The sequence below is a fragment of the Microcoleus sp. BM001215392 genome, assembly GCF_036700185.1.
GTDB lineage: Bacteria > Cyanobacteriota > Cyanobacteriia > Cyanobacteriales > Microcoleaceae > Microcoleus.
Genome location: NZ_JAUBOJ010000021.1, coordinates 1 through 26,458, shown reverse-complemented (window position 1 = coordinate 26,458; position 26,458 = coordinate 1). Strand labels below are relative to the sequence as shown.

General features: G+C 46.8%; 17 protein-coding genes and 1 pseudogene. 6 read left to right on the top strand and 12 right to left on the bottom strand.

What is annotated here, in order from left to right; all coding sequences use genetic code 11:
* Positions 1-117 precede the first annotated feature (117 nt).
* Entirely contained in the window at positions 118-750 is a 633-nt protein-coding gene (locus QT974_RS04415) for a response regulator transcription factor (RefSeq protein WP_333467304.1), read from the top strand.
* A gap of 132 nt (positions 751-882) precedes the next feature.
* Positions 883-1,530, top strand: coding sequence for a ribosome maturation factor RimM (gene rimM / locus QT974_RS04410; RefSeq protein WP_333467303.1), 648 nt, complete (start codon positions 883-885; stop codon positions 1,528-1,530).
* A gap of 315 nt (positions 1,531-1,845) precedes the next feature.
* Here rimM and QT974_RS04405 read toward each other — a convergent pair whose 3' ends face one another.
* The 10 genes and pseudogenes from QT974_RS04405 to QT974_RS04360 form a co-directional block, all read right to left on the bottom strand.
* Complete coding sequence (locus QT974_RS04405; RefSeq protein ID WP_333467302.1) at positions 1,846-2,307, bottom strand: phosphate-starvation-inducible PsiE family protein; 462 nt, start codon at positions 2,305-2,307, stop codon at positions 1,846-1,848.
* Positions 2,308-2,667: 360 nt separating this feature from the next.
* The gene (locus tag QT974_RS04400) at positions 2,668-2,973 is read right to left on the bottom strand and encodes an RNA recognition motif domain-containing protein (RefSeq protein WP_106151106.1); all 306 of its coding nucleotides are present in this window, start codon (positions 2,971-2,973) and stop codon (positions 2,668-2,670) included.
* A gap of 84 nt (positions 2,974-3,057) precedes the next feature.
* A complete protein-coding gene (locus QT974_RS04395; protein WP_333467301.1) occupies positions 3,058-3,366 on the bottom strand; it encodes a hypothetical protein in 309 nt (102 codons plus the stop codon).
* A 206-nt stretch (positions 3,367-3,572) separates the two neighbouring features.
* Positions 3,573-5,756, bottom strand: coding sequence for a molybdopterin oxidoreductase family protein (locus tag QT974_RS04390; RefSeq protein ID WP_333467300.1), 2,184 nt, complete (start codon positions 5,754-5,756; stop codon positions 3,573-3,575).
* Between the two features lie 520 nt (positions 5,757-6,276).
* The gene (locus tag QT974_RS04385; protein ID WP_333467299.1) at positions 6,277-8,073 is read right to left on the bottom strand and encodes a nitrate ABC transporter ATP-binding protein; all 1,797 of its coding nucleotides are present in this window, start codon (positions 8,071-8,073) and stop codon (positions 6,277-6,279) included.
* A gap of 105 nt (positions 8,074-8,178) precedes the next feature.
* The gene (locus QT974_RS04380) at positions 8,179-10,209 is read right to left on the bottom strand and encodes an ABC transporter ATP-binding/substrate-binding protein (protein WP_333467298.1); all 2,031 of its coding nucleotides are present in this window, start codon (positions 10,207-10,209) and stop codon (positions 8,179-8,181) included.
* A 288-nt stretch (positions 10,210-10,497) separates the two neighbouring features.
* Complete coding sequence (gene ntrB, locus QT974_RS04375) at positions 10,498-11,367, bottom strand: nitrate ABC transporter permease (protein ID WP_333467297.1); 870 nt, start codon at positions 11,365-11,367, stop codon at positions 10,498-10,500.
* Between the two features lie 199 nt (positions 11,368-11,566).
* Entirely contained in the window at positions 11,567-12,895 is a 1,329-nt protein-coding gene (locus QT974_RS04370; RefSeq protein WP_333467296.1) for a CmpA/NrtA family ABC transporter substrate-binding protein, read from the bottom strand.
* 95 nt (positions 12,896-12,990) lie between these two features.
* Positions 12,991-13,263 carry a 2Fe-2S iron-sulfur cluster-binding protein gene (locus QT974_RS04365; RefSeq protein WP_333467313.1) on the bottom strand — a complete coding sequence of 91 codons (273 nt, stop codon included), beginning with the start codon at positions 13,261-13,263 and terminating at the stop codon, positions 12,991-12,993.
* Between the two features lie 69 nt (positions 13,264-13,332).
* Positions 13,333-14,859: pseudogene (locus QT974_RS04360) on the bottom strand (ferredoxin--nitrite reductase); the annotation flags it as partial.
* 608 nt (positions 14,860-15,467) lie between these two features.
* Here QT974_RS04360 and QT974_RS04355 point away from each other — a divergent pair.
* From QT974_RS04355 to QT974_RS04345, 3 genes are all read left to right on the top strand, one after another.
* Complete coding sequence (locus QT974_RS04355; RefSeq protein ID WP_333467295.1) at positions 15,468-15,683, top strand: hypothetical protein; 216 nt, start codon at positions 15,468-15,470, stop codon at positions 15,681-15,683.
* A 233-nt stretch (positions 15,684-15,916) separates the two neighbouring features.
* The gene (locus tag QT974_RS04350) at positions 15,917-16,354 is read left to right on the top strand and encodes a secondary thiamine-phosphate synthase enzyme YjbQ (RefSeq protein WP_333467294.1); all 438 of its coding nucleotides are present in this window, start codon (positions 15,917-15,919) and stop codon (positions 16,352-16,354) included.
* 509 nt (positions 16,355-16,863) lie between these two features.
* A complete protein-coding gene (locus QT974_RS04345; RefSeq protein WP_333467293.1) occupies positions 16,864-17,760 on the top strand; it encodes an XDD3 family exosortase-dependent surface protein in 897 nt (298 codons plus the stop codon).
* 335 nt (positions 17,761-18,095) lie between these two features.
* Here the strand turns inward: QT974_RS04345 and QT974_RS04340 are convergent, their stop codons facing one another.
* Positions 18,096-22,280, bottom strand: a complete 4,185-nt coding sequence (locus QT974_RS04340) for a DUF4347 domain-containing protein (RefSeq protein WP_333467292.1) — start codon at positions 22,278-22,280, stop codon at positions 18,096-18,098.
* A 258-nt stretch (positions 22,281-22,538) separates the two neighbouring features.
* Here QT974_RS04340 and QT974_RS04335 point away from each other — a divergent pair, with 258 nt between their 5' ends.
* A complete protein-coding gene (locus QT974_RS04335) occupies positions 22,539-22,730 on the top strand; it encodes a hypothetical protein (RefSeq protein ID WP_333467291.1) in 192 nt (63 codons plus the stop codon).
* Between the two features lie 430 nt (positions 22,731-23,160).
* Here QT974_RS04335 and QT974_RS04330 read toward each other — a convergent pair whose 3' ends face one another.
* On the bottom strand, positions 23,161-25,815 hold the full coding sequence (locus tag QT974_RS04330; RefSeq protein ID WP_333467290.1) for a C39 family peptidase: 2,655 nt from the start codon (positions 25,813-25,815) through the stop codon (positions 23,161-23,163).
* Positions 25,816-26,458 lie beyond the last annotated feature (643 nt).

The window sequence follows — 26,458 nt, the reverse complement described above, 5'->3', positions numbered from 1 at the left end:
TAACAAATAACCAGTAACAAATAACCAGTAACAAATAACCAGTAACAAATAACCAGTAACAAATAACCAGTAACAAATAACCAATCACAAATAACTCTTAACAAATAACCAATCACAATGAGAATTTTAATTGTTGAAGACGATCCGATGATGCAACTGGGATTAGAGCAAGTTTTAGCCGATTCCCCAGAAATAGAAATAGTAGGACAAGCAGAAGACGGTTATTTAGGTGTAGCAGCGGCACTGAAACTCAAACCTGATATTATTGTGATGGATATTGGTTTGCCGCGACTCGATGGCATAGCAGCGACGCAGCAAATTAAAGCACAACTGCCGTTCGTTAGAGTGGTAATGTTAACTTCTCACACGGCAGAAACTGAAATTATTGCTGCTCTTTCTAGCGGTGCTGATGCTTATTGTATCAAAGGTGCTTCTATAGACAGGCTGTTAGCGGCGATTGCAGCGGCTGCTGAGGGTGCTACATATCTTGACCCTCAAATTGCCAGGACTGTGATCGAACACCTTAAACCCCCAATTCCTGCTTCTACAACTACTTTTGGTCAGTTGTCACAGCGGGAATTGGAGGTGTTAAGATTAATGGTGGAAGGTAACAGCAACCCGGAAATAGCAGCAGCGCTTTATTTGAGTCCAAATACTATTAAAACTCATGTTCGCGGTATTATGAATAAGTTGGCTGTGGACGATCGCGTGCAAGCAGCAGTTGTGGCGCTGAGGACGGGGTTGGTGTAAAAGAAGAAGGAATAGGGGGAGAAGGTGAGAATTGCCTAATGGCCAATCACCAATGACGGCAGGACGGCAGGACGGCAGGACTACTGACTACTGACTAATCACTAATTATTAGCAATTTGAGTAATATAATCTATGTCTGAGTGGATAGAAATCGGTACAATTGTAGCAGCTCAAGGTTTATACGGGGAATTGCGAGTTTATCCCGATTCTGATTTCCCGGAAAGGTTTATTGAGCCGGGGAAGCGGTGGCTTTTACGCCCTAAAAAAACTGAACCGGAGCCGATCGAGTTTTTGGGCGGTCGCTACATTCCGGGCAAAGGGTTGTATGCTGTAGAGGTGGAGGGTATTGAAGACCGCGATGGTGCTGAGGCGCTGCGGGGCTGCAAGTTGTTCATCGAAAAGGGCGATCGACCTTACCTCGAACCTGATGAGTTTTACGTCCAAGATTTGATCGGTATGGAAGTTTTTAACCAGTTAACCGGCGAAATCTTGGGTAAGGTAAGTGATATTATTCCCGCAGGTAACGACCTTTTAGAGGTAGAAACTAATCTCACAGCGCCGGAAGTTGTCCCCCCAGAAATGTCTAAGCCAAAACGGCCTGAAACTCCCACAGCAAACGCCGATCCCAGAAATACCCGCAAACCACGGAAAATTCGCGTTAAAGAGCCTAAATCTACTAAAATTTTGATTCCTTTTGTGCAAGAGATTGTGCCAGTTGTTGACTTGGAACAAGGCAGAATTGAAATTGTCCCGCCGCCTGGTTTGTTGGAAGACATCTAGATAAGATGGCGGTTGAAACCGCCCATTCTTCTAGAAAATAAAGCGAATGATTCTTCAAGCCAAGCCTGAGTGGGTCTGAGTTATTAACAATTCCCAATTCCGAATGACTAATGAGATCAATTCGGGTTGTATCGTCAGGTGATTTAACCGCTCTTGACGCTCTTGACGCGGAGCGAGATCGGAGAGAGATGAATGATTCCTCGGCTTGACGGAATTGATATGACCAATCACTAATCACGTTCGCGAGTTCTCGACAGCACTAATAACTAATGACGTTGGACGTTCGCGAACTCTCGACAGCACTAACGATCAATATTAATCTTTTTCTTTATTCGCAAACCTAACTATCAAGTAACTGATGGAAAGTGCGAAAATTGCCGCTGCTAAACCAATCAAGTCGGCTGCGGTTTTCTTTTCTAGGTCGAGAATGATAATTTTTCGAGATACTGCTATCAAAGAAGTTACAATAACTAGCTCTACTTGAATTACGTGCTTTTTCAGATAAGCGGTAATATTTTCCAAGATTTCCAGAGCAATTAAAACATTTAAAAATAACCCAAATATGACAAATAATGTATCTTTTAACAAAAAAGTCTCGTGGTCATTAAACAATTCTTTTGCTAAAAAAATCATCAAATCACAAACACTGACGATAATTACCACAATCATCGCCAGTGATAGAATTTTCGATATTATGACTTCTACATTTTCTGTAAAATGCAAAAAATTTTGATCACTGCCTGACTTATAAATTTGTCTAAATAGTTTTTTCAGCATACCCGTGACTTACTCATCATTCATTTATTGATGATTCTGTCATCGTTCGGTACACTTGGCAATCCCGAAACTCTGTGGTTGGTTTTTTTGGTTCCTTACCCGCGCTGTAGGGAAGGTGGCTTTCGGTGAGGGTTGATTTTGCAGTTTTTGGCGTCAGCTAGGAATTTATGGCCCGCGGTCGAGTTCTAGACCGCATTTTGCCACAAAAAAGCCTCAAACTATTGTCTAGCAATATTTTGAGGACTATCACGCGTGGTACGATCGCAGAACTAACTATCTATTTTCAACAAATAACGATTGTTGACTCCGCTTTCTACCAGTTGAATATACGATCAAGCTAAAAATTTAGCTTGGGTGGGTTTAGTAACGGCGAGAAGAGCGGTCGTTGTTACCCCAGTTACCGCTGTTGGAAGAACCACGTTCTTCACGGGGTTTTGCCTTGTTGACCTTGAGGTCGCGACCCATCCACTCAGCACCGTCAAGAGCCTCAATGGCTGCGGTTTCTTCTGCTTCAGTAGACATTTCTACGAAAGCGAAGCCACGCATCCGACCTGTTTCGCGGTCAGCAGGCAATTGAATGCGCTTTACTGTGCCGTATTCTCCAAAAGTCTGGCTGAGGTGCTCCTGCGTTACTTCGTAGGATAAATTGCCGACATAGATTGACATTGAACATTCTCCAGAATCGAGGTTGTAGAGATTTAAATCCGGAGGAACGCCGATCGAACGAACTGTACTGCCGAAAATAAAGCCTTATAAAAATATCATAGCACCTATAGGTGCAAACTGCAATTTTCTGATCCGCCCATTCATTAAAAAGAACAAGAAGGCGCTTGGGCTAGGGTGGGAGGCTAAAAAACTGAAGCAAGGAAGAAGGAAAAACCCAGCCTCAAGCAGGAAAAACTGATTGTAAATACATTTATTTTTTTTATTGCCTGGTTTTGCGAGGGACTGCGCCATCCCATAACGATTTTCGATTTTTGATGCGATCGTTTCCCAACTTTGAATTCCTGGGCGAAATAACTCCAAACCCTTATGCAGTAAGTCATTGTCAATTATCAAATCAAAAAGCGAAATTGCGAATTTTGGATGGGAGATTTATTATGTAGCGTGGATAACAGCTCAAAATGGCTCGGACAGGTTTTGACGAACTGTATAGCGCCCTGATATTCGATCGCAGCAATAGCCCAGCAACCGGGTTTCTTGACAAACCACAAGGATTTTATGCGAGTCTGTGGCAAGAAACCGAGGTCAAATTGGACATTAGCTCAATTCGAGACTGTGACGGTGGATTTTGCCCAATTAAATTCCCCAACTTCTGCGACAACTTCGGGCCCAGTTTCTGCGCCCACGAGTACCAACTGCACCGCACAAGCTTTTAACTCGGGCTGTTTGGAGTCCGGACAGCTTGCAGCATGAGTCATGGCATTGGCTTCAGCCGATTCTGCCCACAGTGAACCCCAGTGCATTGGTACAAATAGCGTACCAGGGGCGATCGCCTTGGTGATTTTTGCTGGAAACTGCGCCTTGCCGCGGCGCGATCGCACTTCTAGCAAATCACCCTCCTTGATCTGCAATTTAGCAGCATCCCGAGGGTGAATTTCCAAAAATGGTTGCGGGTGCAATTGATTAATTTTGTCGGTTCTCCCCGTGCGCGTCATTGTGTGCCAGTGCCCGTAAACTCTCCCCGTCGTCAATACAAACGGATAGCTAGGATCGGGAGGTTCAGCTAGTCCCCGCGAGTGATATGCCGAAAATCTCGCCCGGGCGTCGGGAGTGTGAAAACGCCTGTCAGTATACAGCCGTTTCGCTTCGCTGGCTGGATGCGGAGGCTCATTTTCGGGACACGGCCACTGCTGCGGGCCGTGTCCGCGCAAATACTCGTGGCTGAGGCCTGTCATGTCGCAAGGTCTGCCCGCTGTCAACTGGACGTACTCTTTGTATATGTCAGCGCTGCTGTCGAAAGCAAAGTGTTCGGCAAAACCCAACCGGCGGCCGACTTCTGCGAAAATCTTCCAGTCGTCGCGCGCTTCCCCGGAGGGTGCGTCGAAACCGGGACAAAGGGTCACGCGGCGTTCTGAATTGGTCATCACTCCGGTTTTTTCGCTCCACTGGGTTGCCGGCAGCAAGATGTGAGCGTAGGCTGAGGTTTCTGTGGGATAGTATGCTTCTTGATAAACCGTAAAGGGCGATCGCAGCAAAGCAGCTTTTGTGCGTTCCAAATCCGGCATACTCACCACGGGATTGGTGGCTGCAATCCACAGCAACTCTACATCACCAGTTTCCAAACCCGTAATCATTTCCCAAGCATTGCGGCCGGGGTTGGGAGAAATACTGCCCGGTGCGATGCCCCAAAACTCCTCGACTTGGGTTCTGTGTTCGACATTTTTGATAAAGCGGTAGCCCGGGAGTAAATGAGAAAGTCCTCCCGCTTCCCGGCCTCCCATGGCATTGGGCTGGCCCGTCAGGGAAAACGGGCCGCATCCTGGTTTGCCGATTTGACCTGTCATCAAGTGCAAATTAATCAGCGATCGCACCTTTGCGGTACCTTCGGAGGATTGGTTGATGCCCATCGACCACAGAGACAAAACCCGCTGCGACTGTTCCCAATAGTTGGCGGCCGTTTCTAACTCGCTGACAGTAATGCCACAGCGCGAGGCTACAAAATCCGGCGTGTAGCTGCTGATAACTTCAGCAAAAACTGCAAAATTTGCCGTGCATTGTTCAATAAACTCCGGATCTATTGCCCGTTTTCGCAACAGCAAATACGCAATTCCGTTGAGTAAATCTATATCCGTCCCCGGTTTAATTGCCAAGTGTAAATCGGCAGCTTCAGCAGTCGGAGTCCGCCTCGGATCTACCACAACCATCTTGACATTGGGGTTTTTTTTGTGGTACTTTGCTAATCGATTAAATACAATTGGATGACATTCTGCTGTGTTGCTGCCGATAATAAAAGCGCAATCTGTTAACTCTAAATCGTCGTAACAGCAAGGCGGCCCGTCCGAGCCAAAACTTTGAACGTATCCCGAAACTGCTGAGGACATACACAAGCGAGAATTCGCATCAAAATTATTAGTGCCCAGACAACCTTTGATCAGTTTCTGAGCAATATAATAATCTTCTGTAGCGAATTGACCGGAACCGTAAACACACAGAGCGTCAGGGCCGCTGCTGCTGCGAATTGTCTGGATGCGGTTAACAATGGCATCGAGAGCTTCGTCCCAACTAGCACGGCGGAACGGTTGGTCGAGAGTCTCTCGCATCATCGGATAAAGTAACCGATCGCTCCGAATAGACTCTGTTACCGTTGCTCCCTTAATACAAACCATACCCTGGCTGGATGGGTGATTGCGATCGCCCCGAACTTTCCAAGTTTGTTTTTTGTCGGGAACAACTTCTAGACCGCAACCTACACCGCAGTAAGGGCAAAGAGTTTTTATAGTTTCCATCTGGTGATTTTAGATGCTAATTTTTGAAAGCTAATGGATAATTCGTAATTCGTCATTATAGTCGCAACAGAGGGCTCCGGCCAATAATGTATCAAAAATTACCAAATTACCGCAAAAATGCTTTACATAAGCGGAAAATACCCTGATTCTAAATTAACCGCTACCTGACTAAAATTCGCGATCGCTCTACATTATAGCCAGCTTGTCCCCGATCCTAAATCCCCCCTCAAACATAGGGAATAAGACCTAACTCTTGTTATACCAAATTCGGTGTTAGCGACCCCTGGATTTAGTGGCGGTTTCAACCACAAACTCTGTCTGCTTCAAGCAGACTAAAGAATCGAGGGTTAGGCTATCGTATCATGTCCGCAACAAACGACCATACTAAGATTGGTTTGAGCGTTCCGAATGTAATTTCTCAGGAACAAGGAATTGCATTCGGAACAATCAAACCACTTTTACATTAGTGGAGCCGCGGGCGATCTCATTCCCAATCCAAAATCGAAAAAGGTATAAGTTACTACTTCGCTGCTTTAACTTCAAATACGCCACCGTTGGTGGGGCTAAAAGTTACTTGGAAATCAGCAGTTTTTTGAGCGCCTGCTGCGGCACCGGCGGTCGCTTGCAAAACCGGCAGAGGAGTTTCTTTGACGAAATCTTTAGCTGCTTTATTTGTGGGCTCGAACTGTACGATATCGCCGTTTTGTTTCACTTTGACCCGATAAGTCAAACTTTGGGTAAATGTCGGATTTGTCTTCCAATTTTGGTCAATTTGTGCATATAGCTGGTTTCCGATCGCATCGAGTTCGGCTTTGTCAGAAATTCCGGAAGCGGAACTACTGAGTCCAGTAGATGCGGCGACTGGACTTGCAGCAGCACTCGGTGCTGGGCTGGCTGTTTTTGCAACAGCACTCGGTGCTGGGCTAGCGATCGATGCGGGGCTTGCAGTAGCGATCGATGCAGGACTTGCAGTAGCAATCGATGCGGGGCTTGCAGTAGCAATCGATGCAGGACTTGCAGTAGCAATCGATGCAGGACTTGCAGTAGCAATCGGTGCAGGACTTGCAGCCGTCGGTGCGGGGCTTGCAACAATTGATGCAGGACTTGCAGCCGCCGTCGGTGCGGGGCTAGCAACAATCGGTGCAGGGCTGGGGGGAGAACTGACAACCGCCGTCGCGGTTGGTGCCGGTGTAGTTGCTGCTATCTTGGCTTGCTTGAGTTGGCTGGAAACAGCAGATGTATTGACAGCAGCTAAAGTCGCCATGGCGATCGACCACGAAATTGCTAGGACGGCGCCTTTGATTGGCGAGGCTTCTATGGGTTGTGCAGCGTGAGGCACAAAGGATACCGGCGGCATAGGCTTGTCAGCAGTAGCCCCTGGCTTTTTGCTAGCGGGTAATGGCAGGACGACGGGAGCGAGAGCCGACTCTGTTGTATCCTCTTCGTGGTGGGCGTAGCGAGAGAATAGGAACTCTAAAGCAAAGTTGCGCAGTTCGTAGTATTTCGGGTCTTCCATAATCCGCGTGCGGTTGCGGGGACGGCTGAAGGGAATGTGCACATCTTCGCCGATCGATGCAGCAGGGCCGTTGGTCATCATTACGATCCGATCGGCTAAAAACAAAGCTTCATCAATATCGTGAGTAATCATCACGATCGTAATTTTGTACTCCCGCCAGATTTTCAGCAATTCTTCCTGCAACTCTTCCCTGGTAATCGGATCGAGAGCTCCGAAAGGTTCGTCCAAAATCAACAGTTTGGGGCGAGTTGCTAGGGCGCGGGCGATCGCCACCCGCTGTTTCATACCGCCGGACAACTGGCCCGGTCTTTTGTGGCAAGCTTCGGTGAGACCCACTAATTCCAGGTTATCTTTGACGATCTTGTCGTGTTCCTCTGCGGACTTGTCTGCGTAAACAGTTTCAACGCCGAGGTGGATGTTTTCAGTCGCAGTCAGCCACGGTAGCAGCGAGTAGTTTTGGAATACCACCATGCGATCGGGACCTGGTTCAGTAATCCGCGCACCTGCGAGAGCAACTTCTCCGCTGGTCGGCCCGTTGAATCCGGCAATCATGTTAAGCAAGGTTGATTTGCCGCAGCCGGAGTGACCGATCAAACAAATAAATTCGCCTTCATTAATCGTCAGGTTTACACCGTCGAGAATTACGAAAGGTTTTTCGGGTTCTTTCTGGTTTGGGTAGACTTTTGATACATCTTTAATAGTCAAAAAGCCTGATTTTTCCGTTTGAATTTTAGTTGCTTGGGGCGTTTTGAGAGTTTGCATATTTTCAGGATTGGGTTTAGGGTTTGGGGGATTAGACATGATAATTTAGGATTGAGGGTTGGCAAAAGAGGTAATTAGGAAGCGGGAAATGTGGAGTCTTGTTTCCTGATTCCTTGCTCTTCACTCCCTCTTCCTATCTGTTAGTTATGCTGGCTGTCTGATGGAACACTGACTGCCTATTTGTTCAATTAAGATTTCTTCAATGCGGACGCCGCGCTTGATTTTGACTTTTTGAAGATAGTCGATCGGGTCGTCGGCATTAAAGACTGCGCCGTCAAATAGTTCGATCGTCCGGCGGGCTCTGGCGATATCCGGCAAACCCAACTCGCGTACTGCTTGACCGAACACATCGGGTCGCAAAACTCGATCGACAACTTCCACCCAGTTTTTCGGGAACGGAATCAGTCCCCAGCGGGCCATCTGCGCCATCACCCACACCATTTCTAGGCGGTCTGGACAATTGGTTTTGTCAACATAGAACTGGTTGAAATTGTAGAGCATTTCGGGCTGTGCCTCTGTACCTGAGTTGTACGGGTCGAGGAACCCCGGACGGATGTCTTTGGGATCGGCGCCGATGTATTGTTCTTGACAAATCAGTTGTAGGATTTCTTCGCGGTTGCGGCGGTCGTCGCAATATTCGCAGGCTTCCAAAAGCGCTTTAACGAGGGCGACGTGGGTTTTAGGATATTTCTGAGCCCAATCTTCGCTAACGCCGAGAACTTTTTCGATGTGTCCGGGCAGAATATCCAGGGAACGGGCGATCGCAAAACCTGTACCGTCGTTGACTGCTTTGGAGTTCCAAGGGTCGCCGGCGCAGTAGCCGTCAATGTTTCCTGCTTTTAAGTTCGATACCATCTGCGGGGGAGGAAGCATGGTCAAGGCTACATCCAAGTCGGGGTCAATACCGCCGGCGGCCAGCCAGTAGCGGAACAGCAGATTGTGCATGGAGGCTGAGTGCACCATCCCCAAGGTGTGTACTTGATCCGGGGTCTTGGCGATCGAAGCTTTGAAATCCTTTAAGGTGCGAATACCTTGGTCGTAGAGGTGTTTCCCGAAAATAATCGAGTTACCGTTGCGGGACAGGGTTAAGGCGCTGTTGACGGGAACCGGTGCTGCGCCGTCCAAGCCCAACAGCATGGCGATCGGCATTCCTGCGACCATTTGCGCCGCGTCCAGCCGTCCTTCGGCAATACCTTTAGCAATTTCTTTCCAGCTAGGTTCGCGCACGAGGGTGACTTCTTCTAAGCCGTGGGCTTTGAAGAATCCTTTTTCTTTGGCTACGACTAAGGGCGCGCAGTCGGTGAGGGGAATAAAGCCGATGTCTAGGTTGACTTTTTCTAGGCCGTTGCGGGCGATCACTACGGCTGGGGCTTGTTGTTTGGCCCGGCGCTGTTTCACCCGTTTTTGCTGGTTGAGGAAGTAAACCATTTCGTTGCGCAGGGCGTAGTAACTCGGATGGTTGACGACTTCCATGCGCTTGCGCGGGCGGGGGATATTCACTTCCAGAATTTGTCCGATTTGCGCTTCCGGGCCGTTGGTCAGCATCACAATGCGATCGCTCAGCAACAAAGCTTCATCCACGTCGTGAGTTACCATCACGCTAGTGACTTTGCTTTCTTCGCAAATGTTCATCAATTGGTCTTGCAAACCGCCGCGAGTTAAAGCATCGAGGGCGCCGAACGGTTCGTCTAGCAGCAGCAATTTTGGGCGAATTGCCAGGGCGCGGGCGATCGCAACTCGTTGTTTCATCCCCCCAGAAATTTCGCCGGGACGTTTGTTGGCTGCCGCCCCCAGTCCCACCAATTTTATGTGGTATTCGATTACCAACTCGCGGTCTTCTTTGGAGTTGCCGCTGTAAATTTCATCTACTGCTAGAGCAATATTTTCGCGCACCGTCAGCCAAGGTAGCAGCGAGTAATTTTGAAACACCACCATTCTATCCGGGCCTGGCTCGCGGACTTCGCGGCCTTCTAAAGTGATCCCGCCCTGACTTGCTGTGTCCAGTCCGGCGATGATATTTAGCAGTGTAGATTTACCACAACCGGAGTGTCCGATTAAGGTGATAAATTCTCCCTTTTTAATTTTAAGTTCGATATTTTTGAGAGCGATGTATTGCTCGCCATTTGGCAAGTTAAATACGCGATCGACGTGATCTACTTCAATAAGTATTGACATGATATTTTTAGGTTAGTTTGTATTTTGTAGATGCTGATTTTTAATTTGGGCATTGGTCATTGGGCATTGGGCATTGGCTTGCGCAGGGCATTGGGGATGGGGCATTGGCTTGCGCAGGGCATTGGTTATTGGTTATTGGTTATTTGTTATTAGAGAAATGACTAACTATTAACTACTAACTATTAACTATTAACTATGCCCAGCTCCGGCCCATTCCCCATGCCCTCTGCCCTGTTTGGCCCATTCCCCATTCCCGATGCCCCATTCCCCATTCCCGATGCCCAAATTCTATTTTTGTTCTTCAGGAACAACTTTGGAAGCGATGAAACCTACAAGTCTGTCTAAAATCAAACCGACGATTCCTACATAAAGCACCGCCAGAATCACCGCGCTGAGTCGAGAACTGTTGTAAGCGTCCCAGATGAAGAAGCCGATACCGACACCACCGACTAACATTTCCGCAGCTACGATCGCCAACCAAGACAAACCGATACCAATTCTCAATCCTGTGAAGATGTAAGGAACAGAAGACGGTAGCAAGATTTTCCAGAAGTATTTTTGGTTGGGGAGGCGCAACACGCGGGCGACGTTTCTGTAGTCTTGAGGTATTTGTTGAACGCCGACTGTGGTGTTAATCAGAATCGGCCAGATTGCGGTAATCAAGATTACGAAAAGCGCTGAAACTTCGTTAGCTTTCAGCCCCAAGCCTTCAAAGGGATTGAACTGTTGAAATACCGCCAGGGCGATCGGTAGCCAAGCCAAGGGCGGGATTGTTCTGAATACTTGAAACAGCGGGTCTAAAGCATCGAACATTAAAGAGTTTGTACCGATTAATATTCCTAAACCAATGCCGAGAACTGCTGCTAGAGTAAAGCCGATCGCCACCCGTTGCAAGCTGGCTGCTAATTGCCAAAATAAACCTTTGTCGGTACCACCGTTATCGAAGAACGGATTGATAATCAAATTCCAGCTTTCTTGAACTGCTTTAATCGGGCCGGGCAAGGTGGATGTGGGGTCGTGGCAGAGGATTTGCCAAACTACTAGCAGAACTGTAATCGCGACTAGCGGGCGGAGAATTTTTTTGCTATTTTTGTGAAAATAATCCACAATGAAATTTGCTGGATTTTTACTTTTAGAAACAGAGAGGTTGGTTGCCATTTGTCTATTTGCTGTTAGGAACTAGCTCTGAATGGATAATTGTTTATAGATGCTCTGATTAGAAATTAGAAATTTGGGAACAATCTGCTATTTTGTAGGCTGGTTTTAAATCCCAAATTCCCAGTCTTAAAGCCTCAATCGATTTACGGGCTAATGGTTAATTTCAAGGTGTTAACCATTAGCACAGTTGAGTTTCCGATTATGCTTTCTTGATTGTCAAAGCCTTCAGATATTCTTCTGGTTTGTCTGGGTCAAATTTCACGCCGTCAAAGAAGGTTTCGACGCCGCGAGAACTGGTAGCAGGAATTTGGGCAGCGGGAACACCAAGTGCTGTCGCTGCTGCTTTCCAAATATCTTCGCGGTTAACTTTATCAACCGTGGCTTTGATGTCGGTAGTTGCCGGCATATAACCCCAGCGAATATTTTCGGTGATGAACCAAGCATCGTGGCTCTTGTAGGGATAGGATGCGTTGTCAGCCCAGAATTTCATTGCTACTAAACTAGCGGCTTCAACTCGGCCGGTACCGTAGTCAATTTGACCTTTCATGCGACCTGCAATATCTGCAAGTGGTACTTTCAACCACTTATCTTGAGAGATGATTTGGCACATCTCATCTTTATTTTCTGGCTTATCGCACCACTGCTGGGCTTCCAGTACGGCCATTGTAATTGCTTTAGTAGCTTTAGGATTTTTGGCAACCCAATCTGCTCTTAAAGTTAAGGCTTTTTCTGGGTGATCTTTCCAGAGTTCTCCGGTTACTAAGGCGGTGTATCCAACTTTTTGAGTAACGAGCTGGGCATTCCAAGGTTCGCCTACGCAAAATGCTTCCATGCTGCCGGATTTCATGTTAGCTACCATCTGAGGAGGCGGTACGGGAATAACAGAAACATCTGTATTAGGATCGATGCCACCGGCTGCTAACCAATAGCGCATCCACAAATCGTGGGTGCCACCGGGAAAGGTAACAGCAATTTTTTGATTGGCGAGGGCTGCTTTGAGTGGTTTGCTGTCTGTACCTACTTTTAAATCTAGGTATTTTTTGCTTACGGAGATGGCTTGACCGTTAGTATTTAACCGGGCGACAATGTTCATCGGCACTGGTTGATTGCCTTTGGTAATTGTGCCTAAGGTCATTTGGTAAGGCATTGGCGAGAGGATGTGAGCTCCGTCAAGGCCGCCTTTTTCGGAACCGAGTTCTAAGTTGTCGCGAGTAACTGGCCAAGATGCTTGTTTGGTAACTTGTACGTCTTTCATGCCGTACTTGGCAAATAACCCTTTTTCTTGGGCGATGATTAAGGGCGCTGAGTCGGTGAGGGCGATGAATCCGATTTTGGCTGCGGTAACTTCGGGGGCGTCGGCGGGGTTGACGTTGACTGCTGGGGCGGCGCTGGGTGATGCGCCACCGGCTGCGGGGGTGGCACCTCCGCTAGAAGTGGTGGAACCGGAACTGCAACCGTGGGCGAGGAGGGTACCGGCTGCTGTTGCTCCGGCGGTGATGATGAATTTTCTTCTGGAAAGGTTGCTCATTTGTCTTGAATTATGGTTTGTGTACTTTGAGATTGTGAGAATGTGAGATGTGAGACATAATTCTGTCTGGCGGTCTAGCATCTCACATTGTGCGCTCAAGCGTCGATCGACACTTTGCCGATCGCCCGCGCGCTACAAGCTAAGATGAACCCTGGTTCTAAATCGGAGGCCGCGTCGGGTTGGCTGTCGTAGACGGTTTTGCCTTCTAGGAGTTGCTGCTTGCAGGTGCCGCAGGTTCCCGACCGGCAACTGCTTTCGAGTTCGATTCCGGCACGTTCGGCAACGTCGAGAATGAACTCATCTTCGCTGCAAGCAACTTCTTTGCCCGATCGAGCGAAAATGACAGTAGATGTCTGAGGTTTGGCCACCAAAGCCGTTTCATCCCTCTCAACCGTTAGTTGCAGTTGCCTGTTGAGGGCAGCCACATCCCCTTGATTGGGAACAGCCCCAAAGTGCTCGATTAACAGTTGATGCAGCACTGGTTTGAGGTCTTCACAAGGAATGCTTTTTTGAACGCAAGTACCCAAATGAGCATCTTTGCCAACTGTGCCTCCCATGTAGATGTCCACACCTTCGAGGGTTTTGCCGTTCTTGCGAACTTTTGTACCCATCAAACCGATGTCGGCTACCTGGGGTTGAGCGCAGGAATTGGGGCAACCCGTCCAGTGAATTCTGACCGGTTTGGGAACGGACAGTTCGGCTTCGAGTTCCCGAATCATGGCGACGGAACGGGCTTTGGTTTCGATCAGGGCGAAGTTGCAAAACTTCGAGCCGGTGCAGGAAACCAAGGCGCGCATCAGGGGTGCGGGGTCGATCGAAAAACGCTGCAACAGCGGTTCTTTGACCAGCGATTCCAGCCGCGAGTCGGGAACGTTGGGGACGATTGCGTTTTCTTCGACCGTGAGCCTGAGTTCGCCGCTGCCGTAAACCTCGGCGATTCTGGCCAAATCGAACAAATCCGCTGCTTGTAGCCGTCCGACGGGAACGTGCAACCCTACATAGTTGAGCCCTGGTTGTTTTTGGGCGTAGATGCCGATGTGGTCGCGCTTGTCCCAGATGATTTCATCTTTGGCGGCGGCGTTCGGCAAAGTACGGCCTACTTGTTGTTCGACGGCGGCGCGGAATTGTTCGATACCGAGTTCGTCAATCAGCCACATCAAGCGGGATTTTTGGCGGTTTGCTCTCGGGCCTCGATCGCGATATACAGTTAAAATGGCTCTGCACAAATCCACAACATCGCTAGGACTAGCCCAGACGTTGAGAGGAATTGCCGCTTCGCAGCGCTTGGCGGAGAAGAAGCCGCCGACCAAAACGTTAAAGCCGATGTTGCCGTCAGAGTAAGCGGGGACGAAGGCGATGTCGTTGATTTCGGCGTGGACTGAGTTATCTCGGCAGCCTGCGATCGCAATATTAAACTTTCTCGGCAAATTTGAAAACTCTGGGTTGCCTTCGCCGCTATTGGTAATCATGTCTTGGACTTGATTCGCCAATTCCCACGTATCTATCAGTTCGTCCGCATCCAAACCCGCGACTGGGGAACCGGTGATGTTGCGCACATTGTCCATACCAGACTGAATGCTGGTCATCCCCGCTTCTTTGAGGCGGCGGAAGATGTCGGGCACGTCTTCGATCCGAACTCCGCGCAGTTGTAAGTTTTGTCTGGTGGTGATGTCGGCGCTGCCGTCCGGGCCGTAGCGCTGTACTATTTCTGCTAATGTTCTAGTTTGATTGCTGGTAATGACGCCGTTGGGCAACCGCAGCCGCATCATGAATTTGCCCGGAGTTACTGGCCGAAAGAAAATCCCGAGCCATTTGAGGCGGTGCTCGCGATCGGTTTCGTCCATTGCTTCCCAGCCGATTTCGGCAAAGCGGTCTAGTTCAGCTTTGACGGATAAGCCATCTTTTTCGGCTTTGAGTTTTTCAAACTTATTCAAGCTGGCTTTTGGTTCTACTGTTTGGGTCATCGGTTTACCCTCGGTGCTGGTTTATTCCTTGAGATATTGACTTGTAACATAAAATGTGTGTTTCCTGCTAACCTTAATGACCGTATGGATTTAAAACTGTATATTTAGTTACTAGAGCGACTTTCTTTTAAGCATTGTTGGTCTTCTGTATACTTGAGCTTTTCTGGGCGCTGTCTCGAAGGCCGCCAAACTATTTATGGTTATAGTTGCTACCGATGGTTCGATCGCTGGGTTTCGATGCACCTTTGTTATGAACTAATGTAAAGGGCGTGACCGTAAATATTCGTAGCTAATTTTACAAAATATTAACTTGTATGATGTTTTCGCATCACAGCAATGCGTTTTATACATGGCTAATGGGTAAATAAACCGGCACAGCTTAAAAATCGCTATAAATCTTTAGATTTGGGAAGCCAGAGGCCCAAGCCCGAGGATCTAAAATAATTTTGTGACGGCGATCGCAGACTTCAAGCGCCGCTCGTCACACAATAAGCTCCACGGCTATCACACACTTAGCCTCAAAACATCACGTTCTCTGCTATGCCACGGTCACTCTTGATTTTTTGAGAACGAGAGATGATACAAGTATCGAATTCAGGGAACATCTCATGTTTTTAGTTCAACTTATCCCCGGCGCTATTTCCGAAATACTTGCCTCTGTTACCGATACAGGGAGTTTGACTTTAGCCGATCGCTACGGTTTGATGGCCGCGGTTTTGGATGACTGTCTCGACGAGCAAGACAGACATTCAATCAACCGCCTGTTGCGATCGGTGCTCAAGGGAAAAGTCAAGATCGTCAACGAACTCTCGGCGATAGGTTAAGAGTCAGGAAAAATTCGCTCGATTGGTGCAGCGCTTCAATTGCAGAAACCACCGCCCGAGTTACAATGAACCCGCGATGCCTGCTGTGATATATTGCAGGAAGATTTTTGACTGTTCTTAAAACGCGCGATCGGCCCAAAGAGAGGAGCATCGATTTGAGATATTCTATTTTTAGATTTAAAATTTACTCTTTATTATAATTATTGAACAGGGCTGGAGATCGCAGACAAGTTATGAAAATCATTAATCAAACAATCGAAATATTCACAGAATCCGGCATCGGGATTTATAATATCACAGATCAAATTGTCCAGCTTCTTGACAGCAGTGCCGTAAAAAATGGACAAGTCCTAGTATTTTCCAGACACACGACTACAGCTCTAGCAATTAATGAAAACGAAGAAAGATTGCTAGCAGACATTAAAGTATATTTGGCAAAATTAGCACCTCCTGGCGACAAATACCTGCACAACGACTTGCATTTAAGAATAGTTCCACCAGACGAACCGATCAACGCTCACTCTCACCTGATGGCAATGACACTCAGTACCAGCGAAGTAATTCCAGTTACTCAAGGTAAATTAGCACTAGGGACTTGGCAATCTGTGTTATTTTTTGACTTAGACGGGCCGCGAAACAGAACTGTATTTATACAAATAATGGGCGAATAAAATCTATTTTGAGAAAATGATTGTCGCCACAGCTAGCCTAAATTTTGTGACAATCAGCACCTAGGAGCTTTTTTTGGATCGAGATTTTTTATAAATGGTATAACATCTCTCTCCCTGTGCGATTCCGGTGCTGTGTGGGGTATTAACAGTGGCTGGTAGCAGTTCGCCGTTTCTCAGTACGGTGCCAATGATTAGCTATGGTTTGGGTTATACCGCGGTAATTTTATTTGCTAGTTTGTTCGCAGGTTTATTCAAGCAAGCTCGGTTTTGTTGAGTAAACCTGTGTGGGTAATGCGTTGGAGTAATGTTGTGCTCGTTGTGGCGGGAGTTTATTATTTACTTACGGGTATTATTGGGTTATTTTTTACCTCGTTGAGATTACGCAATCCACCCGACAAAAGCTTTACCAAAACTTTAAGAAAATCTGCCGGAATCTGTGATTTACTAAAAATAAAGAGCATCGAGCTAGCAGACTTAATAATTTTAAACTCAGTCATCAGGGAGCTTTTATGAAATTCATTGCTAAAAGTAGCATTTACTTGGCTTACTCAGCGGCTGTTGTCTGTGGAGCGATCGCACTACAGCCACAACAGGCTACAGCAGCAACCCTATCTAACGGCTGGAATTATGCGATCGACTCCTTCAACGACGGCGTAACAGGCCCCCAAATCGGCGGCGGCGAATTTGAATTTTACGGCATCGCCGTCAAAGAAACATCAGATACAGCCTTCGTCGCCATCAATTCCAATCTCAGTTTAGCCGGATATGCCGACAGCGCCGCTGCCAGAGGTAACATCAACTACGGCGATTTGTTCTTCAATTTTTCAGGTCAAAACTTCGATACAGCTAACGCAAATCGCAGCTTATTTGCCGTTCGCTTTGCCGCCGGGAATGACTCAGGAGTCGCTACAACAGGCGTTTACAGCAATGTTGCCGCTAAAAATGTCACCGAAACTAACTCTGGGTTTACCAATTTAAATCAATTCAACACGACGGTTGCATCTCAGGGCGGAACTCCATCTATGGGCGATTTAGCAGCGACTGACCCGTATCTTAACCAAAACGGAAACTGGACTGTTCTCAACTCAATTGCTACGGGTACAAAAGTTGCAGATATCAATTTTTTAACTCCAGCAACTTTGAGCACTCTCGGTCTGAATTTCCGTCAATTTAATGCCGTAGGTTCTCAAACAATCGGATTTAGTTTCAATAAATCCGCCATCCCTTCTGGGAGTTATATTGCTAACTTGTTTGCCGAGTGCGCTAATGATGCGATCGCCATTAAAGCCTCGTTTCAGAATGCAGAAGCTGTACCAGAACCTTCTACTTGGTTCGGTACTTTAGTAGGATTGAGCTTTTTAGGTATGGGTGCGGCGAAACGCAAAATGAAGCGCAAAATTAGCTGAAATGGATTTTAGATCGATCGCCGTAGGGACACTCCAAGAGTGTCAACTTAACGTCAAACCCAGTCAGAGACTGTTGTTTAACGATTAGGCCCAGATCCCCCCTAACCCCCCTTAAGAAGCAGGGCGGTTTTATTGTCGTCAGACAAATTAGGTACGTAGTTGCGCGAAGAGCGCTCTTTCCTAATACTTATAAAGAGCGCTCTTCGCGCAACTACGTACCTTAGTAGAAGTAGGGTGCGTCGCCACGAACAATTTTCGCTATGTAAAAAAATCTCACTCGCGACGCACCCTACAGACAATAAAGGGGGTGACTAACCCGAATTTAGTATCAGACTCTAAGCTAAGTTGAAATTGCTTGCATTAATCAAGCTGGCAGATACCCCATTCAGAGAGGCTAAAATCTGATTATTTGCGGACAAACGGATGAAAGTTGAACTGTTTTCTTGAGTAATTGACAGTTGCGAGAAAGTGAGATTGTTAGCGAGTATTAGCAAATCTTTGCCATCCTCAAAATCCAAGATAGTATCGATGCCAGAATTGGTAGATAGCAAGAATTTATCATTCCCAGCACCTCCTGACAAAATATCACTTCCCAAACCCCCTGTGAGCAAATCATCACCATTACCTCCGAACAAAAGGTCAGTGCCATCACCGCCATTCAAACTGTCATCACCGCGACTGCCAAACAAAATATCATCACCGCTACCTCCCAGCAATGTATCGTTACCATTGCCACCATAAAGAGTGTCATTCCCAAGGCATCCGTCTAGCAAATCGTTATTTTGATTTCCGTTTAAGAAATCATTGCCAGCACCTCCGCAGATACTATCATCTCCGAAGTTACCGTAAAGACTATCCTCACCTTCGCTACCAAAGATAATATCATTTCCCTCACCCCCATAGCCGATATCATTGCCTTTACCGCCGTCGATAAAATCAGCACCTTCATTACCAAAAAGTAAGTCGTTATCTTCCTTGCCATTGATTGAATCATTGCCCCGATCGCCAAAAATGAGATCTTCACCTTCACCGCCCAAAATGATGTCATTATTTTTGCCACCAGACAGGGTATCATTTCCCCGATCGCCGCTAACAAAATCATTTTGTTTATTCCCGTAAAAAGTATCGTTGTTTTCGCCTCCGTATAAGTTGTCATTACCGAAACCCGCATCGAATATGTTCGGATTTGAACTGCCGTAAAAAGCGTCATTATCGGGAGTACCAAACTGGATGTTACCGCTGCCATTGCTGGCGATAATATTTTCAGCTTCATTGGGTAAATCCAAATTTGGATATTGAATAGTATTGCAAATGCAATCAATTTCAGTTGAACTTGGTGTCGGCGTTACCAATGGCGTTGGTGTTGGCGTTGTAATTGGTGTTGGTGTAGGCGTTGGTGTAGGCGTTGGTGTTGGCGTTGGTGTTGGTGTTGGCGTTGGTGTTGGCGTTGGTGTTGGTGTTGCAATTAGTATCGGTGTTGGCGTTGTAACTGGGGTCGGCGTTGTAACTGGGGTCGGCGTTGTAACTGGTGTTGGCGTTGTAACTGGCGTCGGCGTTGTAACTGGGGTCGGCGTTGTAACTGGTGTTGGCGTTGTAACTGGGGTCGGCGTTGTAACTGGTGTTGGCGTTGTAACTGGCGTCGGCGTTGTAACTGGTGTTGGTGTTGTAACTGGTGTTGGTGCAGTGTAATTAATTATAGTTGTGGTAGCGGTATCAGCGGTAATTGTCGGTGTTACCGCTGCAATACCTGTGGCATCTGACAGGGTGACTGCAATAGTTTCATCGGGTTCCACCGTGGTGTCGCCCAACACATCCAGAGTGATGGTTTTTGATGTTTCACCTGTCGCAAAATTAATCGTGCCAGTAGCAGTTTTTGCCCCAGAAGTGCCGCCGATATTGTTATAATCGCTGCCGTTGGTAGCAGTTCCTGCTATTGCATATTTGACGCTACTTGCCCCGTTAGTGACGTTGCTGCGAGTCACAGTGAAAGTTAGAGGTTTTTTGCCGCTATTGCCTTCATCAATGGTGGCAGTATCGGCGGTAATGGCATAAGCAACAGAAACTCGATCTGAAATAGTTAGAGTTGTTTTTTTTGTGAAGCCCGCAATGCCACCGGTAATTGTGCCAAGGTTGAAAATTACAGTTTCGGGGTTTTCAGAGAGATTGTCAGGCTTGATAGTAACTGCAACATTCTTGGTGAGTGCGTCACCTGTTGCACCTGCGGGGAATGTAATCGAAGTAGGGGAAAAGGTGTAGTCTGTATTTTGGGTGGCTGTGCTAGTGGAGTCGAGGAGAATTGGCACAACTACATCGTTTAAGGGAGTGCCACCGGTGATGTTGACGGGAATATTAACTACTGTGTCTGTTGTTCCTTCCACGCTGCTGTAAGTTGCCGCACCGAAATTAACTGTATTCGATGTATTCAGCAGAACCGAGACAGTTTGACCGGAAGCTGTAGCTATATCCAACTTGCCGTCAGCATTAAAATCTCTCGCAATCATAGAAACATATGCTGCCGTATCCGGGATTGTAAATTTGCTGAGATTACCAAATTTACCCGTACCATCTCCTGACAAGACTGAAAGGTAGTTAGTCAAGTAGTTAGACGTGGCTAAATCGAGTTTGCCGTCGCCGTTAAAATCCCCTGCAACCACAGATTCGGGAATTCCAGTTAGACCATTTATGACATTAAAGTTGTTAGCAGTATCAAAATTACCCGTACCATCTCCCAAGAAGACTGAGACAGATTGATCGAAGCTGTTATTGGCGGCGATATCGAGTTTGCTGTCGCCATTAAAGTCGCCTGTGACGACAGTGCGAAACTCACTCCCTGCGGTAGGGTTAACGGGGGAGTTAAGGTTAACGGGGGAGTTAAAGTTGCCTTTACCATCTCCTAAGAAAACGGAGATGTTATTAGTCTTTTCATAGTTCGACGTGACTAAATCGAGTTTGCCATCGCCGTTAAAGTCGGCTGTGTCAAGAGTAAACTTGCGTGTTTGTGTATTAATCTTAACGGCAGTGCCAAAGCTACCAGTACCGTCTCCAAAAAGTATTGAAATGAAGTTATCGAGATTAGGAGTTGTGGCTAAATCTAACTTGCCATCTCCATTAAAGTCACCGGTTACGATCGAATTATGATCTATCCCTTCACCGAAGTTGGTAGGATTGCCAAAACTGCCAGTACCCGTCCCCAGCCGGATGGAAACGAAATTGCCGATACCTGGATACTGAGCATTCGCTACAGCTAAATCGAGTTTGCCGTCTCCATTAAAGTCGCCCACTGTAACGCCAGTAGGATTCTCTTTACCTGGCTTCAATAAGCTGATAGGAGTACCAAAGCTGCCCGTAGTACCCGTCCCCAACAATATGACAAGATCTTTTGGGAAGTTGGGTTGCCCCATTGGCACTACTAAGTCGAGGAAACCGTCACCATTAAAATCGCCCGTACCAATGTCAGAAATCCTTCCTTGGCCCGCAATATAGTTTCTGGCTTCACTGAAGGTGGCAAGGACGTGGTTGTATGCTGCTAGAACTTCGGCCCGAAATGCTAAAGGTGCTGCAATTTTCCCCGTTGTGGCTTCTAGTTTCCAGTCGCCACCTTTTGCTGCATTTCCGGTGAGGTTTTTGGAGGCGGCAACGTTGGTATTTGTGAGTTGGGCGATGCGCTGGATGAAGGTGAAACCGTCTCGATCTAAATCTATCGTTTGTTCGCCGGTTCCGCCGTTCGTTTCAACCCCCGTTCGAGCGCGAAAGTCCTCGGTCGAGGACTGAATATCCGTCTTGTTTTCAGTCGGTTTCAACCGACTTTCGCTATGAGACGGGGAATTAATTCCCCGGCGGACTTTCGGGAAAATGCGAGATATAGCAACCGCCCGTTCACGATCTTTTGCGTTTTCGAGATCGATCGCATATTCATTATCGATCGCATATTCATTATCGATCGCACATTGATTATCGATCGCCCGTCGATCGTCTTTGGCGTATTCTCGATCGTCTATGGCGTATTTACGATCGATCGCGTACTCATCGGTTCCGCCGTTCGTTTCAACCCCCGTCTCATAGCGAAAGTCCTCTTCATAGGACTGAATACCCGCCTTGTTTTCAGTCGGTTTCAACCGACTTGCGCTATGAGACGGGGAATTAATTCCCCGGCGGACTTTGAGGCAAGCGCGAGAATCTGATGCGACATTGCAACCGTAAATCAGAATCTCCGCACCGACAGTTAAAGCACTCCGCCACTGCTGCAATTGCTCGGCATAAGCTTCCAGATTGTCAGCACACAATCTGGTTTTGCCCAATTGCAAGCTACCCGGAGCACCGTGAGAAATGATGTGAATGCTGTCAATATTGCTGCGAAGAGCTAAAACTTCGGTAATTTGGTCGATCGCATCCTTATCCCCATCCAAAACCACTACTTCCGTACCCGGTGTTACCCCGGCCATCAAACTTTGGTAATCTGCAACAAGACGATCGATAAAGGCGATCGCACTGACTGAAACTTGAGTATTTAAGTTTGGCATCACACTTACTGCCGGTTAAAAAAATGAAAAAATTTATTTTCTCAAGAATAACGGTTGATTGTATAAAAGTCTGTAAAGATTTGGTAAAAATGTATTGATACATAGTCCCTCGATCGATTCGATCGGTTTTTCCGCAGATCCTAGGAGTGATTTAAATCCCCGTCTCATAGCAAAAGTCGGTTGAAACCGACTGGAAAAAAACCTTAAAATAATTATAAAAAAATGTGTCTTTCAGTCCTCTTTTAGAGGACTTATGCTATGAGACGGGGGTTTGCAACCCCCGTCGGAACCGTGGCTTGGTGTGGATATTGCGGTACAGTATTTGCGGTGAATTATTGCGAATTAGGAGGTGAACCCACTTTACAGCCGATCGAGAATGCTGCAAAATTTCTGGTCGATCGCACTTTCTACCGTATTTTTATTAAATCAGGTGGCTATTTGAGAACTTGAGTGAGTTCTCATCGACTTCTCATCGACTTTTTTTTATATTGTGTAAAATTTCTACCAAACCTAACATTTGTTTCATAAATATATGTAAATTATTGCCGCCTGAAAATAGCTCAAATTATTAAATAATGTTGCGGGCGGTCGAGGCTTCGATAGGGAGCATCCCGATTTTGTAAGGGCGAAGCATGACCGCAGAAAATTTATTAGTGATAACGAGAGATTTACAGCGGTCATGCTTCGCCCCTACGAATATATCTGCACTCATTGAGATGCACCCCTTCGATACGGGGTAGGCACGGAGGCGCTACCCCTACAAATTTACACGAATGATTTAGGATTGTTGTATCTAGAGGGTTTCAGTATTCAGTTGATACAAATGCACTGCCAACTCTACCTCGCTCGACTGTCGCAATCTCGATCGCACTTAAAAACCTTAGCGCGAGATAAAATGCGCCCAAACATTGCCATCAGGCCCCGCAACTTGATTGATGTAGCCGTAGGGATACATCAACTTTCTCCCCTCAGTATCGCTGTAACCGGTGAGTGCATCTCCCCAAGGATCTTGCACGATATAACCGTCAGAATTGTAGCCAATTAAAGTGATAATGTGACCCGCCGCCGTAAAATCTCCCGCTAAAACTATCGGCCGCCGATTCAACAATTGCGATCGCACATCCGCCCATTTGCGAGTCGCACTAAAACTCGTCTTAAACCCGTAAGCCTGAATCAGCGCCGACAGTACGTTGTGATCGGTTTGAGAACCCTGGCCGGCATAGTCGAAACACCACTGCAACAACTCATCCTCCAACTGTCCCCCATACTTGGAACGAACGCCGTAATAATAAAGCACCATGGCGATCGCAGTTACATTGCAAGTAGACCAGTCAAAACGCGGATTGTCCCGCTGTGAAAAATACGGCACGTTCAATTCCACATTGTTCGGAACCGGATCGAAAATTTTATCTCCCCGCTTGAACTGAACAAAACTCGGAAAAACATAGCCTGTATTGCCGAAATTTGGCAGTTCTTCAGTCAGAGAAACTTTCAGGTGATCGGTTTCCAAGCCGTAGCTTTCCACACCGTAAACTCGACCTAAAGGCAGCGTAGTTCTCTCGGTAGCGGTCAGCTTGCCAGCATCTACAGGGCGTTTTTTAAACACAGTTGGTTGCAGCATTGTCATCGTCAAAGCATCCGGGTCAAAGGGAACTTCTTTGCCGTTTTTCTTGATTTGAACAGACTGCCAATAGATAAATCCCACATTGCCAAAACCGGGAATAGCTTCGGCTAAAGTTACTCGAAAATGCCCCAAAATGCAGGCATAACCAGTGATGGCATAGGTGCTGCCCAAAGTTAGTTCAGCAATCTGGTTTGCAGGGAGTTTCGATGATTCTTTTGGTTGACCTTTAATCAGAGTTGTTTGAGTTACCAACAGTTGAGCGTTCCCGTTGCTATTCGGCACGTCTGCTAGGTCAAATTTCAGGACTTTTTTACCTTTGGCAAGCTGAACGTCTGGTTCGTAAAAATAGCCAAAAGTGCCAATGGGAGAAATAGTCGAATCCAGAACCACCTTGAGATGCCCGTCAATAAATCCGTACTTGCTAAGTGCCAAAGTCTGACCTGCTTTGACAAGAACTTTTTGCTGGTTGTTGAGGCGGGAACCATCAACCGGGGCTACCTTAAACCAAGTGTCGGAAACTATCTTTAAGCTCAAATCTTTTCCGACAGTCAGCGGATCTGAACTTACGGTAATATAAATTATTTGGCTGGCGGTAATGTTACCTTTGCTATCAGTTGCCCGCAACCTCAGCCAGCGAGCTCCCGGTATGCTAAATCCTTTGGGCAAATTCACTTGCCAAGTGCCTGCTTGCTGGTTTAGTGTTACGGTTAGCGGCAGTTTATCCTCAGCTATTACCTCAACTTTTGCTGCTTCTTGCTTGTCAAAAGTGCCTGAAAGTGCGATCGACTGATTGACCAAAACTTCTGTCGGGCCTTGATAAGTTAAATTCGGCGCCGGATTGAAAGATTTGCCACCACGACTGAATTGCACGAAATCGGGATAAACGAAACCCGTATTGCCAAAGGGCGGCAAATTTTCAGTCAGCGACACTTTAATGTGACCTTGTTCGATCGAGAATCCGGAAATTCCGTAAATCATTCCCGCCGGCAAAGTAATTTTTTCTGGTAATGGCAGGTTGACAGCATCCACCAGTCGCTTTTTAAACGCAGTAGTTTTGATAACAGTCATGGTAACAGCATTTCTGTCAAAAGAAATTCCCTTGCCGTCTTGCAAAATTTGCACGTGCTGCGAGTACATAAATCCCGAGTTTACGAAGTTGGGAATCGCGCGTTCGAGGGTGACTCTAAAATGATTTTCTACGCAAGCGTAGCCGAAGATATTGAAAGTTTCCCCCTGGTAAAATCTGACTTTTTGATTTTGTCCTAAAGTAGCCGAATCTGCGGGGTTGCGCTTTAACCAGGTTTTCTTGTTCACCCACAGCAACTGCATTCCAGGCGGCGGGGCAGGCAAATCGGCGCGATCGAATATGAGGATTTTGGCGCCTTTGCTGACAAGTACGTGTTTTTCGTAGAAAAAGCCAGACTTTCCCAGCGGAGAAATTGGATTATTTAGTTGAACGTTAAGGTGTCCGTCTTCTAACTCGTAGTCGGTAATTTGATAGATTTTACCTGCTGGTACTGCCACTTTTTGCCGATCGTTGAGACTGGCTGATGGCACTGTTCCCGCTTTTAATTGAGTGTCTTGGACAGTAATTAACGTCAAGAGTTGTTGCGACGAATTAGTAGCAGGATTAACTTTGATATTAATTGTTTGTTCGCCGATAACTTTGCCAGTCTTATCAATTGCTTTCACCTGCACCGTGCGAGTACCGACGCTATCGAATCCTTTTTCTAAACTAATGTTCCAAATGCCTGTCGATAAATTTATCCCAGCCTTTAGGGCATTTGAGCCTTCTGCTGCTGAGATTGTCGCCACTTGATTATTGTCAAAACTGCCAACTAAGACAGAGGCTTGATTCGCCTCAATTTCTTGTGGGCCTAAGTAACTCAAAATGCTGTTGGTGCTTGTCATTATCTATCCGCCTACTTACTTAATTATTCAGCTACAGCAAGGATAACTTCTCATTTTATCAAACACAACGATCCGATCCCGGACAAAATCGCTCCTGGACTGAATCTAGGGGCGGTTAATGCGTTTTAAAGCATGAATTTTTTATTGTTGGCGAGATTTTTGCCAGAAATCTAACGCTCCAGCTAGCGATCGCGCACCTGACGCGAATATACCGCTGGTTGAGAGAATTTGTGGCGCAAGTTTTGCGATCAAAAATTTAATTGGAGTAGGTTATTACCCCCTATACCTTTGACCCCTCACTTGCTTAGAGGATTTTGGATTTTGGATTGTAGATTTTAGATTGAGGGATTTTGGTTGTAGGGTGTGTCGCTACGAAAAATTTCAACTACATATCGACAATTTTACATATCCGCACCCGATCGTAATGGTATTATAAACAAACACAAAATTTATTGTGTAGTAGTCTAGCCGGGTGTCTCGCCACGAACAATTTCTAGCTATAGCCTTTGTCAAAAAGATGAGGTATGACTGACCGCTTATATAATTACTTAAACGTATTGGGTTCTCTTCCCAACAACGTCCGCGAATGGGTGCATCTGGTTTTTGAGGAGGGCGAAGCATGACCGCAGATAAGTTATTAGTT